Origin of the sequence: Pseudomonas sp. Root329, assembly GCF_001424925.1 — a bacterium.
GTDB lineage: Bacteria > Pseudomonadota > Gammaproteobacteria > Pseudomonadales > Pseudomonadaceae > Aquipseudomonas > Aquipseudomonas arabinosi.
Genome location: NZ_LMCV01000034.1, coordinates 194,097 through 209,682, shown reverse-complemented (window position 1 = coordinate 209,682; position 15,586 = coordinate 194,097). Strand labels below are relative to the sequence as shown.

Annotated in this window: 10 protein-coding genes; 8 read left to right on the top strand and 2 right to left on the bottom strand. The window is 60.7% G+C overall.

Translation table 11 applies throughout. The features are described from left to right. Positions 1-124: 124 nt before the first annotated feature. A complete protein-coding gene (rlmKL, locus tag ASC74_RS22655) occupies positions 125-2,395 on the bottom strand; it encodes a bifunctional 23S rRNA (guanine(2069)-N(7))-methyltransferase RlmK/23S rRNA (guanine(2445)-N(2))-methyltransferase RlmL (protein WP_056744229.1) in 2,271 nt (756 codons plus the stop codon). Positions 2,396-2,926: 531 nt separating this feature from the next. Here rlmKL and rmf point away from each other — a divergent pair. After that, positions 2,927-3,142: a ribosome modulation factor gene (gene rmf, locus ASC74_RS31330; protein WP_003223300.1), complete on the top strand. Its 216-nt coding sequence runs from the start codon at positions 2,927-2,929 to the stop codon at positions 3,140-3,142. 284 nt (positions 3,143-3,426) lie between these two features. Here the strand turns inward: rmf and ASC74_RS22650 are convergent, their stop codons facing one another. Next, entirely contained in the window at positions 3,427-4,446 is a 1,020-nt protein-coding gene (locus ASC74_RS22650; protein ID WP_033055681.1) for a quinone-dependent dihydroorotate dehydrogenase, read from the bottom strand. Between the two features lie 229 nt (positions 4,447-4,675). Here ASC74_RS22650 and ASC74_RS22645 point away from each other — a divergent pair, with 229 nt between their 5' ends. The 7 genes from ASC74_RS22645 to ASC74_RS22615 all read left to right on the top strand — a co-directional run bounded on the left by ASC74_RS22645 (position 4,676) and on the right by ASC74_RS22615 (position 15,582). After that, a complete protein-coding gene (locus ASC74_RS22645) occupies positions 4,676-5,887 on the top strand; it encodes a CmpA/NrtA family ABC transporter substrate-binding protein (protein WP_056744226.1) in 1,212 nt (403 codons plus the stop codon). A 15-nt stretch (positions 5,888-5,902) separates the two neighbouring features. After that, the gene (locus ASC74_RS22640) at positions 5,903-6,478 is read left to right on the top strand and encodes an ANTAR domain-containing response regulator (RefSeq protein WP_008146285.1); all 576 of its coding nucleotides are present in this window, start codon (positions 5,903-5,905) and stop codon (positions 6,476-6,478) included. 330 nt (positions 6,479-6,808) lie between these two features. Beyond that, the gene (locus ASC74_RS22635; RefSeq protein WP_046047894.1) at positions 6,809-8,020 is read left to right on the top strand and encodes a nitrate/nitrite transporter; all 1,212 of its coding nucleotides are present in this window, start codon (positions 6,809-6,811) and stop codon (positions 8,018-8,020) included. Between the two features lie 7 nt (positions 8,021-8,027). Beyond that, positions 8,028-9,698, top strand: a complete 1,671-nt coding sequence (locus ASC74_RS22630) for a bifunctional protein-serine/threonine kinase/phosphatase (protein WP_046053159.1) — start codon at positions 8,028-8,030, stop codon at positions 9,696-9,698. A gap of 402 nt (positions 9,699-10,100) precedes the next feature. After that, entirely contained in the window at positions 10,101-12,554 is a 2,454-nt protein-coding gene (gene nirB, locus ASC74_RS22625; RefSeq protein ID WP_046047896.1) for a nitrite reductase large subunit NirB, read from the top strand. After that, positions 12,551-12,868 carry a nitrite reductase small subunit NirD gene (nirD, locus tag ASC74_RS22620; RefSeq protein ID WP_008146292.1) on the top strand — a complete coding sequence of 106 codons (318 nt, stop codon included), beginning with the start codon at positions 12,551-12,553 and terminating at the stop codon, positions 12,866-12,868. Before nirB ends, nirD begins: the two co-directional genes overlap by 4 nt. Next, positions 12,868-15,582 (top strand): nitrate reductase, encoded by a 2,715-nt coding sequence (locus tag ASC74_RS22615; protein ID WP_056744224.1) that lies wholly within the window; start codon positions 12,868-12,870, stop codon positions 15,580-15,582. Before nirD ends, ASC74_RS22615 begins: the two co-directional genes overlap by 1 nt. The last annotated feature ends 4 nt before the right edge of the window (positions 15,583-15,586 follow it).

The following is a 15,586-nucleotide window of genomic DNA, read 5'->3' as shown; positions in this document are numbered from 1 at the left end:
CAGGTGCGGGAAAGCCCATTGGCCATGCGTTGAGTTATAGCTATTAGCCATCAATTTGACCAGCACAGAAAGAAGCCAAGAGCCTTTAAAAATCAAGGCTCTGTGGATCCAATCCGTTCAAGTGTCAGCGAGCCGTGATTTTCCAGGCACGGTGGATTTTGCCATTACGGGCGAAATCCGGATCGATGGTCTGGGCAGTGATTTCCTCGACCGCATAACGCTCGGCAAGGTTTTCCTCGAGCTGGAACTTGCGGAAGTTGTTGGAGAAGTACAACACGCCGCCCGGGGCCAGACGCGCCATGGCCAGGTCAATCAATTGCACCTGGTCACGCTGCACGTCGAAGATCCCTTCCATGCGCTTGGAGTTGGAGAACGTCGGCGGATCGATGAAGATCAGGTCGTATTCGTCGCGGCAGACGTCGAGCCAGGCCATCACGTCGCCCTGCTCCAAACGGTTCTTCTCGGAGAAACCGTTCAGCGACAGGTTGCGACGCGCCCAGTCCAGATAGGTTTTCGACAGGTCGACGCTGGTGGTGCTGCGCGCGCCGCCCTTGGCTGCGTGAACACTGGCGGTTGCGGTGTAGCTATACAGGTTGAGGAAGCGCTTGCCGGCCGCCTCTTTCTGGATCCGCATGCGCATCGGCCGGTGATCGAGGAACAGCCCGGTGTCGAGGTAATCCGTGAGGTTGACCAGCAGCTTCACGCCACCTTCGTTGACCTCGACGAACTTGCCCTGTGCCGCTTGGCGTTCGTACTGCTTGGTGCCGCTCTGACGCTCGCGACGCTTGACCACCACGCGGCTCTTGTCGATGTTCAGGGCCTGCGGAATGGCGGCCAGGGCATCGAACATGCGCGCCGAGGCTTTTTCCGGATCGATGGATTTCGGCGCGGCGTATTCCTGGACGTGGACCCAATCCTGATACAGGTCGATGGCCATGGAATATTCCGGCATGTCGGCATCGTAGACGCGGTAGCAGTCGATACCTTCACGCTTGACCCACTTGCCGAGGGCCTTGAGGTTCTTTTGCAGACGGTTGGCAAACATCTGCCCGCCTTCGCTCAAGCGCGGCTGCTCGATCACCACCGGTGCCGGTTTGATCGGGTTGCCATTCTTGTTGTACTTCTCGTACTTGCCGGGTGCTACGTCGTTGTCTGCGACTTCGACTTCGGCTTGTTCACGCTCGACCTGACGCTGTTCCGGGGTGCGACGTTCGCCGGTGACGAACTGGTCCGGCGTGACTTTGATCAGCAGCAATTTGCACGGCAACGCGCCGTTCCAGAACGAATACTGTTTGTGGCTGCGGATGCCCATGCGCTTGCCCAGGTCCGGGGCGCCAGTGAATACCGCGGCTTCCCAGTTCAAGCAAGCCTGACGCAGACGTTCGCCGAGGTTCTGGTAGAGATAGAGCAAGCTCGCCTCGTCACCCAGACGTTCGCCGTACGGTGGGTTGCAGATCACCAGGCCTTTCTGGTTCTGGTCCGGACGTGGCTCGAACGTCCCGACTTCGCCCTGGTAGATCTTGATCCACTCGCTCAGGCCGGCACGTTCAACGTTGTTGCGGCCCGGTTGAATCAGGCGCGGATCGGCTTCGTAACCGCGAATCCACAGCGGTGGCTTGGCCAGACCGGCCGCGCAACGCTCAGTGGCTTCTTCGTGAAGCTTTTTCCACAGCGCCGGGACGTGACCGAGCCAGGCCGTGAAACCCCACTGCTCGCGACGCAGGTTCGGCGCCATATCGGCGGCGATCATCGCGGCTTCGACGAGGAACGTACCGACACCGCACATCGGGTCAGCCAGCGCGCCGCCGTCGGCCGCAATGCGTGGCCAGCCGGAACGGATCAGGATCGCTGCCGCGAGGTTTTCCTTCAGCGGCGCCGCGCCCTGCTGCAAGCGATAGCCGCGCTGGTGCAGGCTGTGGCCGGAGAGGTCGAGGGACAGAATCGCTTCGCCACGGTCCAGGCGCAGGTGAATGCGCAGGTCCGGGTTGAGTTTGTCGATGGACGGACGATCGCCCTGCGGCGTGCGCAGTTTGTCGACGATGGCGTCCTTGACCTTCAAGGCGCCGAAGTGGGTGTTGTCGATGCCCGAGCCGTGACCGCTGAACTCAACGGCCAGGGTGCCATCGTTGAGCATGTGGTCTTGCCACTCGATATCCAGCACGCCGTGATAAAGGTCTTCGGCATCCTTCATCGGAAAACGCTTGAGCACCAACAGCACCCGGTTCGCCAGACGCGACCACAGGCACAGGCGATAAGCGGTTTCCATGGTGGCCATGCCGCGCACGGCAGAGGTGTGCTCACGCGCTTCCTCAAGGCCAAGCCCGATGGCTTCCTCGATGAGCAGGCCTTCAAGGCCTTTGGGGCAAGTGAGGAAGAGTTCGAAACGATCGGACATGGTAATTCCAGAGCCTTTAGCTAAGTGAACCGGCAACGCATTGCCGGCTCGGTTTTCAATCAGGCGCGTTTCTAAAAGAGCGCCCGCGTGGCACGAAGGTGTGCCGTCCCACCCCTGCAAGCTCGGGTTAAAAGAGCTTAGATGCAAAGACAGATAAAAAAGTTGATGCAACAAAATGTCATAAGTCGACCCTTCGTCGAATAGTCCCCCTGCTCAACAGGAGGCATTCTCACTAAAGGATTAACCCCATCATGCAGCGCGGGGCTGATCATACCGGGGTTTTGCCAATAAACACGGGACAACATCGTGTTACTTATCGCCATACCATCTTTATCGTTACGTCCTTATGACAAAACGATCATTCCCTCGATGTGACGCATTGGTTAGAACTCAATACAGGTTGACGCCGCAATGACGTCAACACCTTGGCTCGCGACGCCGGCAGCGAGCCCCCAACGGCAGGAGTTTTTCTGCCAGACCTCGATTGAGGTCGACGCGATAAATACAGTCAACAAGTGAGGGCAACACCCTATGAGAAGACTTAAGCGTGATCCGTTGGAAAGAGCATTTTTGCGCGGATATCAATATGGCGTTGGTGGCAAATCCCGTGAGCTTTGCCCATTTACTCTACCGTCGGTACGCCAAGCCTGGATTAACGGCTGGCGAGAAGGACGCGGCGACAACTGGGACGGTATGACCGGCACTGCGGGAATCCATAGACTCAACGAACTTCACGCCGTCGGCTAACACAGGGCACACACTCCGACACGACAATCTGATTACGTAACGACTTACCACGCACGCCCCATCCGGGCGGCGGGCTTCGGCCCAGGGGCTCCTTCGAGGAGCCCTTTTTTATACCTGCTCCCCACACATTCCCCTGTAGCAGCTGCCGAGCCCGCGAGGCTGCGTTCGGCGGCAGAGCCGTCGTGAAACCTGAAAGCACGGTGTACCTGTAAGACCGCGGTGTCTGATTCTACGACTGCTTCGCAGCCGAACGCAGCCTCGCGGTGCTCGGCAGCTGCTACAAGTCAGCGTAAGGCGGCGATGGCATCTACAGATTCACGAATCAGCGCCGGGCCTTTATAGATGAAGCCGGAATAGAGCTGCACCAGGCTGGCACCCGCGGCGATTTTCTCAGCCGCGTGCTTGCCTTCGGTGATACCGCCCACGGCGATGATCGGCAAGCGACCGGCCAACTCGGCCGCCAGCACCTTCACGGTGTGGGTGCTTTTGTCGCGAACCGGTGCACCGGACAAACCGCCCGCCTCGTCACCATGTTCCATGCCTTCTACACCGACGCGGCTCAGGGTGGTGTTGGTGGCGATCACCGCGTCCATCCCGGTTTCGATCAGCGCTTGCGCGACCTGAGCGGTTTCTTCGTCGGTCATGTCCGGCGCAATCTTGATCGCCAGGGGTACATGTTTGCCGTGGCGCAGCGCCAGTTCTGCGCGGCGCGTGGCCAGGTCGGCCAACAATTGCTTCAGCGAATCGCCGAATTGCAGGCTGCGCAGGCCCGGGGTATTCGGCGAGCTGACGTTGACCGTCACGTAGCTGGCGTGGGCATAGACCTTGTCCAGGCAGATCAGGTAGTCGTCGACCGCCCGCTCAACCGGGGTATCGAAGTTTTTGCCGATATTGATGCCCAGCACGCCCTTGAACTTGGCCGCCGCCACTCGGGCCAGCAGGTGATCGACGCCAAGGTTGTTGAACCCCATGCGGTTGATGATCGCCTCGGCATCCGGCAGACGGAAAATACGTGGCTTCGGGTTGCCCGGCTGCGGACGCGGAGTGATGGTGCCGATTTCGACAAAACCAAAACCCAATTGCGCAAAACCGTCGATGGCCGCGCCGTTCTTGTCCAGACCGGCCGCCAGACCCACCGGGTTCGGGAAGTCGAGGCCCATAACGGTCACCGGCATTTTCGCCGGTGCCTTGCACAGCAAGCCGTTGAGACCCAAACGCCCGCCCGCGCCGATCAGGTCCAGGGACAGATCGTGGGAGGTTTCCGGGGAAAGTTTGAACAACAGCTGACGGGCCAGGGTGTACATGGGCGGGTTTGACTCTGGGCTACGAAAAGTGGCGGCGATTATAGCCGGGCATCGGGGTTGCAGGCGAGGCGCGCGACAAAATCAGCGAGCGATGGCATATGCCTTGCACCGTCACTGACATCAGCACTCATGCCAACGGCGGGATGAGTCGAAAGACAAAGGCGTCGTCACTTGGCCTTGCCCTGGCAAGCAGCCCGGTACGGCGCTTTTTTATGGAAGGTGTTTACTGATGATTGAAGTTCCAGCCAACCCACTGGCCTGGGTCAACGGCAGCGATGCCCCGGAAAAGACCGAAATCAACCTCGGCTTCATGGCCCTGAGTGACTGCGCCTCCGTGGTGGTCGCGGCCACGCAGGGCTTTGCCCAACCTTATGGCCTGACCCTGAACCTCAAGCGCCAGTCGTCCTGGGCCAACCTGCGGGACAAACTGGTCAGTGGCGAACTCGACGCCGCGCACAGCCTGTACGGTTTGATCTACGCCGTGCATTTGGGCATCGGCGGTGTCGCGTCGACCGACATGGCGGTGCTCATGGGCCTGAATCAGAATGGCCAGAGCATCAACCTTTCCCATGGCTTACAGACTTTAGGTGTGACCAGTCCTGAAGCACTGGACCGACACGTGCACCAAAGTCGCCCAAAACTCACCTTCGCCCAGACATTTCCTACGGGCACCCACGCCATGTGGCTGTATTACTGGCTCGCGAGTCAGGGCATCCACCCGTTGCAGGACGTCGACAGCGTGGTCGTGCCGCCGCCACAAATGGTTGCGCACCTGCAAGCCGGGCGCATCGATGGCTTCTGCGTCGGCGAGCCATGGTCCGCCAGTGCGGTGCAGCAAAACTTGGGGTTCACGATGGCCACCACGCAGACCATCTGGCCCGATCACCCGGAAAAAGTCCTCGGCTGCACCCGCGCCTTTGTCGAGCAATACCCCAACACCGCACGGGCGCTGGTGATGGCGATTCTGGAGGCCAGCCGCTTCATCGAGGAAAGTACCGAAAATCGCCGTAGCACCGCGAAGCTGTTGAGCGCACCCGAATACCTCGACGCGCCACTCGACTGCATCGAACCGCGATTGCTCGGTGACTACGCCGATGGCCTGGGTAATCGCTGGCAAGACCCGCACGCGCTGCGTTTCCATGGTGGTGGCGAGGTCAACTTGCCGTATCTGTCCGATGGCATGTGGTTCATGACCCAATTCCGCCGTTGGGGTTTGTTGCGCGACGACCCGGACTACCTCGGCGTGGCCCGTCAGGTCCAGCAACTAGACTTGTATCGAGAGGCCGCCACCGCTGTCGGTGTGGCCGCGAGTGATCAGCCAATGCGCAGCAGCCAGTTGATCGACGGCAAGGTCTGGGATGGCCAGGACCCCGCCGGCTATGCCCGCAGTTTCAAACTGCACGCCATGAGCGACAGCTCGCCCCTTCTCGCCAGCCGCTGACAGGAGACTGCGAATATGTTGCGTATCCTGCTGATCAACGACACCGCGAAGAAAGTCGGTCGCCTGAAAGCGGCCTTGACCGAAGCCGGATTCGAGGTGATCGACGAGTCGGGCCTGACCATCGACCTGCCCGCGCGCGTCGAAACGGTGCGTCCGGACGTGATTTTGATCGATACCGAGTCACCGAGCCGCGATGTGATGGAACAAGTGGTGCTGGTGAGCCGCGATCAACCGCGGCCGATCGTGATGTTTACTGACGAACATGACCCCGATGTGATGCGTCAGGCGATCAAGTCCGGCGTCAGTGCCTACATCGTCGAAGGCATCCACGCACAACGCTTGCAGCCAATTCTCGATGTGGCCATGGCGCGTTTTGAAAGCGACCAGGCCTTGCGCGCCCAACTCAACGCGCGTGACCAGCAACTGGCCGAGCGCAAGCGCATCGAGCTGGCCAAAGGGCTGCTGATGAAAATGAAGGACTGCAACGAGGAAGAGGCCTACACCCTGATGCGCCGCCAGGCCATGAGCCGCCAGCAGAAGCTGATTCAGGTGGCCGAGCAGATCATTGCCATGAGTGAGCTGCTCGGCTAAAGCCCTGCGGTGAATACCCTATCGCCTTCGCGAGCAAGCCCGCTCCCACATTAGACCGCGATCAACTGTGGGAGCGGGCTTGCTCGCGAATGACCGCAACTCGGTTTCCCCTGTTGGCACAGATCTCGCAAAGTAATCACTACAGGTAACCAACGGCGGTTGCCCCACCTACGACAAAGACGTCGCTCACCTCATTTGCCCTTTGGCGAATCCGGTGGCGGCGTTTTTTTGTTTTGGCCCCACAGACCGGGGCCGGTGGTGCGGCCGATGCGGCGCCCCACCTGCAAGCTCATGACTCCTTCTCGAGACTCCTAACAGCTGAGGTGCGCGATGAATTCAAGCTTCTGGAAATCTGGCCATACCCCGACATTGTTCGCGGCCTTCCTCTATTTCGACCTGAGTTTCATGGTCTGGTACCTGCTCGGCCCACTGGCAGTGCAAATCGCCGCCGACCTGCACCTGACCACCCAGCAGCGCGGGCTGGTGGTGGCCACGCCGATTCTGGCCGGGGCGGTATTGCGCTTTGTAATGGGCTTGCTGGCTGATCGCCTGTCACCGAAAACCGCCGGGCTAATTGGCCAGGTAATCGTCATCTGCGCCCTGTTTGGCGCCTGGAAACTCGGCATTCACAGTTACGAACAAGCGCTGGTGCTGGGCCTGTTCCTCGGCATGGCCGGCGCGTCCTTCGCCGTCGCCCTGCCGCTGGCCTCGCAATGGTATCCACCACAGCACCAAGGCAAAGCCATGGGCATCGCCGGTGCCGGTAACTCGGGCACCGTGCTCGCCGCACTGATCGCCCCGGTGCTGGCGGCCGCATTTGGCTGGAGCAACGTGTTCGGCTTCGCCCTGATCCCGCTGATTCTGACCATTATCGTCTTCGCCTGGCTGGCCAAAAACGCGCCTGAGCGGCCAAAAGCCAAGTCCGTGTCCGACTACTTCAAGGCCTTGGGCGACCGCGACAGCTGGTGGTTCATGTTTTTCTACAGCGTGACCTTCGGCGGCTTCATCGGCCTGGCCAGCGCCCTGCCCGGCTATTTCAACGACCAATATGGCCTCAGCCCGGTGACCGCTGGTTACTACACCGCAGCCTGCGTGTTCGGTGGCAGCTTGATGCGTCCGTTGGGCGGCGCGCTGGCCGACCGCTTCGGTGGCATTCGCACCCTTTTGGGGATGTACACGGTGGCGGCGGTCTGCATCGCAGCGGTGGGTTTCAATCTGCCGAGTTCCTACGCGGCACTGGCACTATTCGTCTGCACCATGCTCGGCTTGGGTGCCGGTAACGGCGCTGTTTTCCAATTGGTGCCGCAGCGTTTTCGTCGCGAGATCGGTGTGATGACCGGTTTGATCGGCATGGCCGGCGGTATTGGTGGTTTTGCACTGGCAGCGGGCATGGGCGCGATCAAGCAAAGCACCGGCAGCTATCAATTGGCCTTGTGGTTGTTCGCCAGCCTTGGCGTTCTGGCCTGGTTCGGTCTGCACGGCGTGAAACGTCGCTGGAGAACCACTTGGGGTTCGGCAGCCGTGACCGCTGCTCGGGTCTGAAGCCTCAATGAGCCTGCAACTGAGTTTTGCCGAAGCGAGCGCCATCGGCCCTCGCGAGGAGAATCAGGACGCCCTGCGCCTGGTGACTCCGGCCCCGGCGCTGGCGGCGAGCAAGGGTTACCTGTTCGCCATCGCCGATGGCGTCAGCCAGTGCGCCGACGGTGGTCTCGCCGCCCGCTCGACGTTGCAGGCTCTGGCGCTGGATTACTACGCCACGCCGGAAACCTGGGGCGTCGCGCAGGCATTGGATCGCCTGCTGCTGGCACAAAATCGCTGGTTGCAGGCCAATGGCGGTGGGCAACCATTGCTCACCACTGTCAGTGCTTTGGTCATGCGCGGTAGGCGTTTTACCTTGGCCCATGTCGGCGATTGCCGGGTTTATCGCTGGCACGCCGACACTTTGCAGCGGGTCAGCGAGGATCACGTCTGGGACCAGCCGGGCATGCAGCATGTGCTCAAGCGAGCACTGGGGCTCGATCAGCATTTGGTGCTGGATTTTCTCGATGGCGAACTGCGACTGAACGAAAGTTTCGTATTGCTCAGCGATGGCATTTGGGCCGTGCTGGGCGACACCGCGATTGCGGCAATTCTGCGCGATCAACCGGATCTCAACAGCGCTGCGCAGACCTTGGTCAACGCGGCGCATCTGGCCGGCAGCCAGGACAACGCCAGCGCCTTGCTGGTGCGAGTCGATGCCCTCGGTGAAACGAGCATCGGCGATGCGTTGATTCATTTGCAGCAATGGCCACTGCCGCCAGCCTTGAAACCAGGCCAGACTTTCGAAGGTTGGCAGGTCGAAGGGATACTCGGTCAGAGCCAGCAGTCGTTGCTCTATCGGGTACGCGATGGGCAACAACAACCCTGGCTGCTGAAAACCTTGCCCGGTGCGCTGCGCGACGATCACCTCGCAGGGCAGGCGTTGCTGTCGGAAGAATGGTTTCTCAAGCGCGTGGCCGGGCGACACTTCCCTGAAGTCCATGCCGCCAGTCAGCGTCAGCATTTGTACTACGTGATGCGGGAATATTCCGGATCTACCTTGGCGGAACTGCACGCAGATGTCGGACCGCTGCCTCTGCCCCAATGGCTGGATCTGGCCGAACGCCTGCTGCGCGCCGTTGGCATATTGCATCGACGACAGATTCTCCATCGCGACATCAAACCGGAGAACCTGCTGCTGGGGGACGACGGCGAATTACGCCTGCTGGACTTCGGTCTCGCCTACTGCCCCGGACTGTCCGAAGACCAGCCTTCTGCCCTGCCCGGAACGCCCAGCTATATCGCGCCGGAAGCCTTTCGCGGGGAAGCACCGACACCGCAACAGGATTTGTATGCCGTCGGCGTGACCTTGTATTTCCTGCTCACCGGGCATTATCCCTACGGCGAAATCGAAGCCTTCCAGCGCCCACGGTTCGGGGTTTCTGTCAGCGCCAGTCGCTATCGACCCGACCTGCCGGAATGGATTGCGCAAAGTCTGGAGCGCGCCGTGGCGGCGGATCCGGGTCAGCGCTTTGAAACGGCGGAAGAATGGTTGCTGCTGTTGGAACAGGGAGAGCGACGCAGTTTGAGCGTGCGGCCCAGACCGCTGCTGGAGCGCGAACCGTTGAAGGTCTGGCGGACCTTGGCGCTGGTGTCGTTGCTGGTGAACCTGGTGCTGCTGTTTTTACTGTTTCATGGCTGAGTTTTTCACTGCCCCCAAAAGATCAAAAGATCGCAGCCTGCGGCAACTCCTACGGGTGCCCACGATCTCCTGTAGGAGCTGACGCAGGCTGCGATCTTTTGACTTTTCTGCTTCAAAACCGGGCATCGCGCATTGAACCGGTGCACGGAAATACCCTCCTCCCCTGCCAAGAGCCCATAAATCCCGCATTTTTGCGACTTGGCACAACCACTGCATTACATCTTTCAACTTACATAAAGCCCAGCCTTCAACGACGAAGGATGCGCTTCCCGAGAGAACGGGACCAGGACAAAGGCGTCCTCGCTAGGCAACTAGCGGGACGCCTTTTTTTGTTTGCGCAAATTTTGTCGAGCAAGACCTGAAAGCCCTGATGAGGCGGGTCCGAGCTCCCCGGAGAACCTGATGAAAAAACTAAAACTGGTGATGATCGGCAACGGCATGGCCGGGGTTCGTACCCTGGAAGAACTGCTCAAGCTGAGCAATGAGCTGTACGACATCACGGTCTTCGGCGCCGAACCCCATACCAACTACAACCGCATCCTGCTGTCACCGGTGCTGGCCGGCGAACAAACCTTCGAAGAGATCGTGCTGAACGATCTGGACTGGTACCTGGACAACAACATCAAGCTGCTGCTCAACCGCAAAGTGGTGGAGATCGACCGGGTCAAACGCCGGGTTATCGCCGAAGACGGCAGCGAGGCCGAATACGATCGTCTGCTGATCGCCACCGGCTCGACGCCGTTCATCCTGCCGATCCCCGGCAACACCTTGGACGGCGTGATCGGCTACCGTGACATCGCCGACACCCAGGCAATGATCGACACCGCGAAAACCCACAAACACGCCGTGGTGATCGGTGGCGGCCTGCTCGGCCTGGAAGCCGCCAACGGCCTGATGCTGCGCGGCATGCACGTCACCGTGGTGCACATCGGTGAATGGCTGCTGGAACGGCAACTGGACAAAACCAGCGGCCAATTGCTGCAAACCGCCCTGGAAGCCCGCGGCCTGCACTTTCGTCTTTGCGAGCAAACCCAGGCGCTGCATGACGCCGGCAATGGCCGGGTCGGCTCGGTTGAGTTCAAGAACGGCGACATCATCCCCGCCGACCTGGTGGTGATGGCCGCCGGCATTCGCCCCAACACCGAACTCGCGGAAAAATCCGGCATCCCCTGCAACCGCGGGATTCTGGTCAACGACACCCTGCAAACCTACGACCCACGCATCTACGCCATCGGCGAATGCGCCAGTCACCGCGGCATCGCTTACGGCCTGGTGGCGCCACTGTTCGAACAGGCCAAGGTCTGCGCCAACCACCTCGCTCAATTGGGCTTCGCCACCTACAAAGGCTCGGTGACGTCGACCAAATTGAAAGTCACCGGCATCGACCTGTTCTCCGCCGGCGACTTCATGGGCGGCGAAGGCACCGAAACCATCACCCTCTCCGACCCTATCGGCGGGGTCTACAAAAAACTGGTGATCAAGGATGACGTGCTGGTCGGGGCCTGTCTGTACGGCGATACGGCAGACGGTGGCTGGTATTTCCGGCAGATTCGTGAGAACCACGCCATCGACGAGATCCGCGATCACCTGATGTTCGGCGAAAACGCTCTAGGCGATGTAGGACATCAAGGCCAGGACAAAGCCATGAGCATGGCTGACACTGCCGAAGTCTGCGGCTGCAATGGCGTGTGCAAAGGCACCATCGTCAAGGCGATTCAGGAGCACGGGTTGTTCAGCGTCGACGACGTCAAGAAACACACCAAGGCTGCCAGCTCCTGCGGCTCCTGCGCCGGGTTGGTGGAACAGATCCTGATCAACACCGTGGGCGGCGCGGCGGACGTTAAACCGAAAAGCGAAAAAGCCATTTGCGGCTGCAGCGACTTGAATCACGGGCAAATCCGCCAGGCCATCCGCGAGCAGCATCTGCTGACCATCGCCGGCACCCTGAGCTATTTGAACTGGCGCACGCCGAACGGCTGCGCCACGTGCCGCCCGGCGCTCAACTACTACCTGATTTCCACTTGGCCGGGCGAAGCCAAGGACGATCCGCAATCGCGCCTGATCAACGAACGGGCCCACGCCAACATTCAGAAGGACGGCACTTACTCTGTAGTCCCTCGGATGTGGGGCGGTGTGACCAATCCTTCGGAACTGCGGCGCATTGCCGACGTGGCCGACAAATACAACGTGCCAATGGTCAAGGTGACCGGAGGCCAGCGTATCGATTTGCTGGGGATCAAGAAGCAGGACTTGCCAGGCGTCTGGAAGGATCTCGACATGCCGTCCGGCCACGCCTACGGCAAATCCATCCGTACCGTGAAGACTTGCGTCGGCAGTGAGTTCTGCCGCTTCGGTACCCAGAACTCCACGCAACTGGGCATCGAGCTTGAGCACGACCTGTTCAACATGTGGTCGCCGCACAAAGTGAAACTGGCCGTCTCCGGTTGCCCACGCAACTGTTCGGAAGCGGGCATCAAGGACGTCGGAATTATCGGTGTGGATTCGGGCTGGGAAATGTACATCGGCGGCAACGGTGGGATCAAAACCGAAGTCGCGGAATTCTTCGTCAAGCTCAAGACCGCCGAGGAAGTGCGCGAATACAACGGCGCGTTCCTGCAGCTCTATCGCGAAGAAGCTTTCTACCTCGAACGTACCGTGCATTACCTGCAACGGGTCGGCATGGAACACATCAAGAAAGCCGTGCTGGAAGACCCGGAGCGGCGCAAGGCGCTCAACGATCGCCTGCAATTCTCCTTGTCGTTCGAGCAGGACCCGTGGAAGGAACGCCTGGAACAACCGCAGCTGAAGAAAGAATTCGACGTCATCGCAGTGAAGAACCTGGAGGTGTCGGCATGAACTGGCTGGATATCTGCGCACTGGAAGAAATCAATGCCCTGGGCTCGCGGATCATCGCCGGCCCGAAGGGCGACATCGCGATTTTTCGTACCAGCGACGATGAGGTTTTCGCACTCGATGACCGCTGCCCGCACAAGGGCGGGCCACTGTCCCAAGGTTTGATCTACGGCAAACGGGTCGCCTGCCCGCTGCATAACTGGCAGATCGACCTGGAAACCGGCGAAGCCCAGGCCCCGGACATCGGTTGCGCTCACCACCATTCAGCACGGGTCGAGAATGGCCGGGTGTTGCTGGCCCTGCGGGAAGCAAGCTGATGAACCAGATCACCGCTTCCACCTGCTGCTATTGCGGGGTCGGCTGCGGCGTGCTGATCGAGCATGACGGCGAGCGCATTCTCGGCGTCAGCGGCGATCCGGCCCACCCGGCCAACTTCGGCAAACTGTGCAGTAAAGGCTCTACCTTGCACCTGACCGGCGACCTCGCGGCCCGAGCGTTGTATCCCGAACTGCGCCTGGGCAAAGGCCTGGCCCGCAGCCGCACCGACTGGGACACCGCTCTCGATCACGCCGCCAGCGTTTTTGCCGAGACTATCGCCGAACACGGCCCGGACAGCGTGGCGTTCTACATTTCCGGGCAATTACTGACCGAGGATTACTACGCCTTCAACAAACTGGCGCGAGCGCTGGTGGGCACCAACAACATCGACAGCAATTCGCGCCTGTGCATGTCTTCGGCAGTGGTCGGCTACAAGCGCAGCCTGGGCGCCGACGCACCGCCGTGCAGCTACGAAGACCTGGAATTGAGCGACTGCGTGATGATCGTCGGCAGCAACATGGCCTACGCCCACCCGATACTTTTCCGTCGCCTGGAGGAAGCGAAATCCCGCCGACCGCAGATGAAAGTCATCGTCATCGACCCGCGTCGTACCGACACCTGCGATCTGGCTGACCTGCATTTGGCCATTCTGCCGGGCACCGATGTCGCCTTGTTCCATGGGATTTTGCACCTGCTGCTGTGGGAAGACTGGGTCGACCGCGACTTCATCAAGGCCCACACCGAAGGCTTGGCCGAACTGAAAAACCTGGTGCGCGATTACACGCCGCAGATGGTTTCGCAGCTCTGCGGGATCAGCGTCGAGCAACTGCAGCAATGCGCCGAATGGGTTGGCACTTCACCGAGCTTCCTGTCGCTGTGGTGCATGGGCTTGAACCAGTCCACCGCCGGCAGCGCGAAGAACAGCGCGTTGATCAACCTGCACCTGGCCACCGGGCAAATCGGCCGCCCCGGTGCAGGACCTTTCTCCCTGACCGGTCAGCCGAATGCCATGGGCGGCCGCGAAACCGGCAGCTTGTCGAACCTGCTGCCAGGCCATCGCGAGGCCGCCAATGCCGAACATCGCGCGGAAGTGGCGGCGTATTGGGGCGTGGATCAACTGCCTGCAAACACCGGGCTCACCGCTATCGAGTTGTTTGAGCAGGTGCGCAGCGGAAAAATCAAGGCGCTGTGGATCGCCTGCACCAACCCTGCGCAATCAATGCCGGATCAAACCGCCGTGCGCGCGGCACTGCAAGCCTGCCCGTTCGTGGTGCTGCAGGAGGCCTTTCGCACCACCGAAACCGCAGCCTTCGCTGACCTGTTGCTGCCCGCAGCCAGTTGGGGCGAAAAGGACGGCACGGTGACCAACTCCGAACGGCGCATTTCCCACGTTCGCCGAGCGATCGTCGCACCCGGTGAAACCCGCTCGGACTGGGCGATCACGGTGGATTTCGCACAGCGTCTGGAAAAATATCTGCGTCCCGGGCAAACCAGCCTGTTTGCTTTTGAAAACCCGGCGCAGGTCTTCGACGAATACAAGCAATTGACCCGCGGGCGTGATTTGGACTTGTCCGGCATCAGTCATGCACTGATCGACCGCCTCGGCCCGCAGCAATGGCCCTTCCCCACTGGCGCCAGCGAAGGCACGGCCCGGCTGTACCTGGACGGAATTTTCCCGACGGCCAGTGGACGTGCGCAATTCGTCGCCGACCCGTACCGCGCCGCCAAGGAACAACGCGACGCGCGTTTCCCGCTGACCCTGATCACCGGCCGCCTGCGGGATCAATGGCATGGCATGAGCCGCACCGGCACCGCCGCGCAGCTATTCGGCCACGTCAGCGAAGCCGTGTTGAGTTTGCACCCGGATGAACTGCGCCGGCATCGGCTGCAATCGGGCGACCTGGTCAGTCTGAAAAGTCGCCGTGGCGCGGTGATTGTCTCCGTTGGAGGCGACGACAGCGTACGACCCGGTCAGGCCTTTCTGCCGATGCATTGGGGTGACCGCTTTCTCAAGGGTGGCGTAAATACCCTCACTCTTCCCGCCTTCGACCCGTTGTCGAAACAGCCAGAACTCAAACACAGCGGCGTGCGCCTCGAACCTGTAAGTCTCCCATGGCAGCTATTCGCCCTGATCGAAGGCGATGTTCAACAGCATTTTGAGACGCTACGACCGCTCTGCGAGGCGTTTTCCTACGTTAGCCTCAGCCTGGCTGGTCGCGAACGCCCCGCGCTGCTGATACGCGCTGCCAGCACCGTCGCGCCAGATCCGCAATTGCTGCGTGATATCGATCAATGCCTGGGACTCAACGATGGCCCGGTTTTGGCCTACGACGACCCACGGCGCTCCATCGGCAAACGGGTACGGATCGAGAACGGCCGGATCACTGCCATTCGCCTGGCCGGTGAAACCCTTGCCCAACACTGGCTGCAAAGCCTGTGGCTGGAAGGTCGCGCCGACGAACAACTGCGGCGCTGGCTGCTGGCACCGCTGAGCGCCCCACCGGGCAACGCCAATACGCCGAACGTCGGGAACAAAACCCTGTGCAACTGCAAAAACGTCAGCCAAAGCGCGGTCTGCGCCGGCATTAGCCGCGGCCTGGACCTGCAGGGCTTGAAACAAGAATTGGGCTGCGGCACGCAATGCGGTTCCTGCGTCCCGGAAATCAAGCGTTTGCTGGCCGCCACTGCGCAGCCGGTCGCCGTCACCTCGTGAGGAA

Bases quoted from the DNA above. Each gene is read 5' to 3' on its own strand.
- rmf (WP_003223300.1), top strand. From the start codon at position 2,927: ATGAGAAGACTTAAGCGTGATCCGTTGGAAAGAGCATTTTTGCGCGGA.
- ASC74_RS22645 (WP_056744226.1), top strand. From the start codon at position 4,676: ATGATTGAAGTTCCAGCCAACCCACTGGCCTGGGTCAACGGCAGCGAT.
- ASC74_RS22615 (WP_056744224.1), top strand. From the start codon at position 12,868: ATGAACCAGATCACCGCTTCCACCTGCTGCTATTGCGGGGTCGGCTGC.
- ASC74_RS22640 (WP_008146285.1), top strand. From the start codon at position 5,903: ATGTTGCGTATCCTGCTGATCAACGACACCGCGAAGAAAGTCGGTCGC.
- ASC74_RS22635 (WP_046047894.1), top strand. From the start codon at position 6,809: ATGAATTCAAGCTTCTGGAAATCTGGCCATACCCCGACATTGTTCGCG.
- ASC74_RS22630 (WP_046053159.1), top strand. From the start codon at position 8,028: ATGAGCCTGCAACTGAGTTTTGCCGAAGCGAGCGCCATCGGCCCTCGC.
- nirD (WP_008146292.1), top strand. From the start codon at position 12,551: ATGAACTGGCTGGATATCTGCGCACTGGAAGAAATCAATGCCCTGGGC.
- nirB (WP_046047896.1), top strand. From the start codon at position 10,101: ATGAAAAAACTAAAACTGGTGATGATCGGCAACGGCATGGCCGGGGTT.
- ASC74_RS22650 (WP_033055681.1), bottom strand. From the start codon at position 4,446: ATGTACACCCTGGCCCGTCAGCTGTTGTTCAAACTTTCCCCGGAAACC.
- rlmKL (WP_056744229.1), bottom strand. From the start codon at position 2,395: ATGTCCGATCGTTTCGAACTCTTCCTCACTTGCCCCAAAGGCCTTGAA.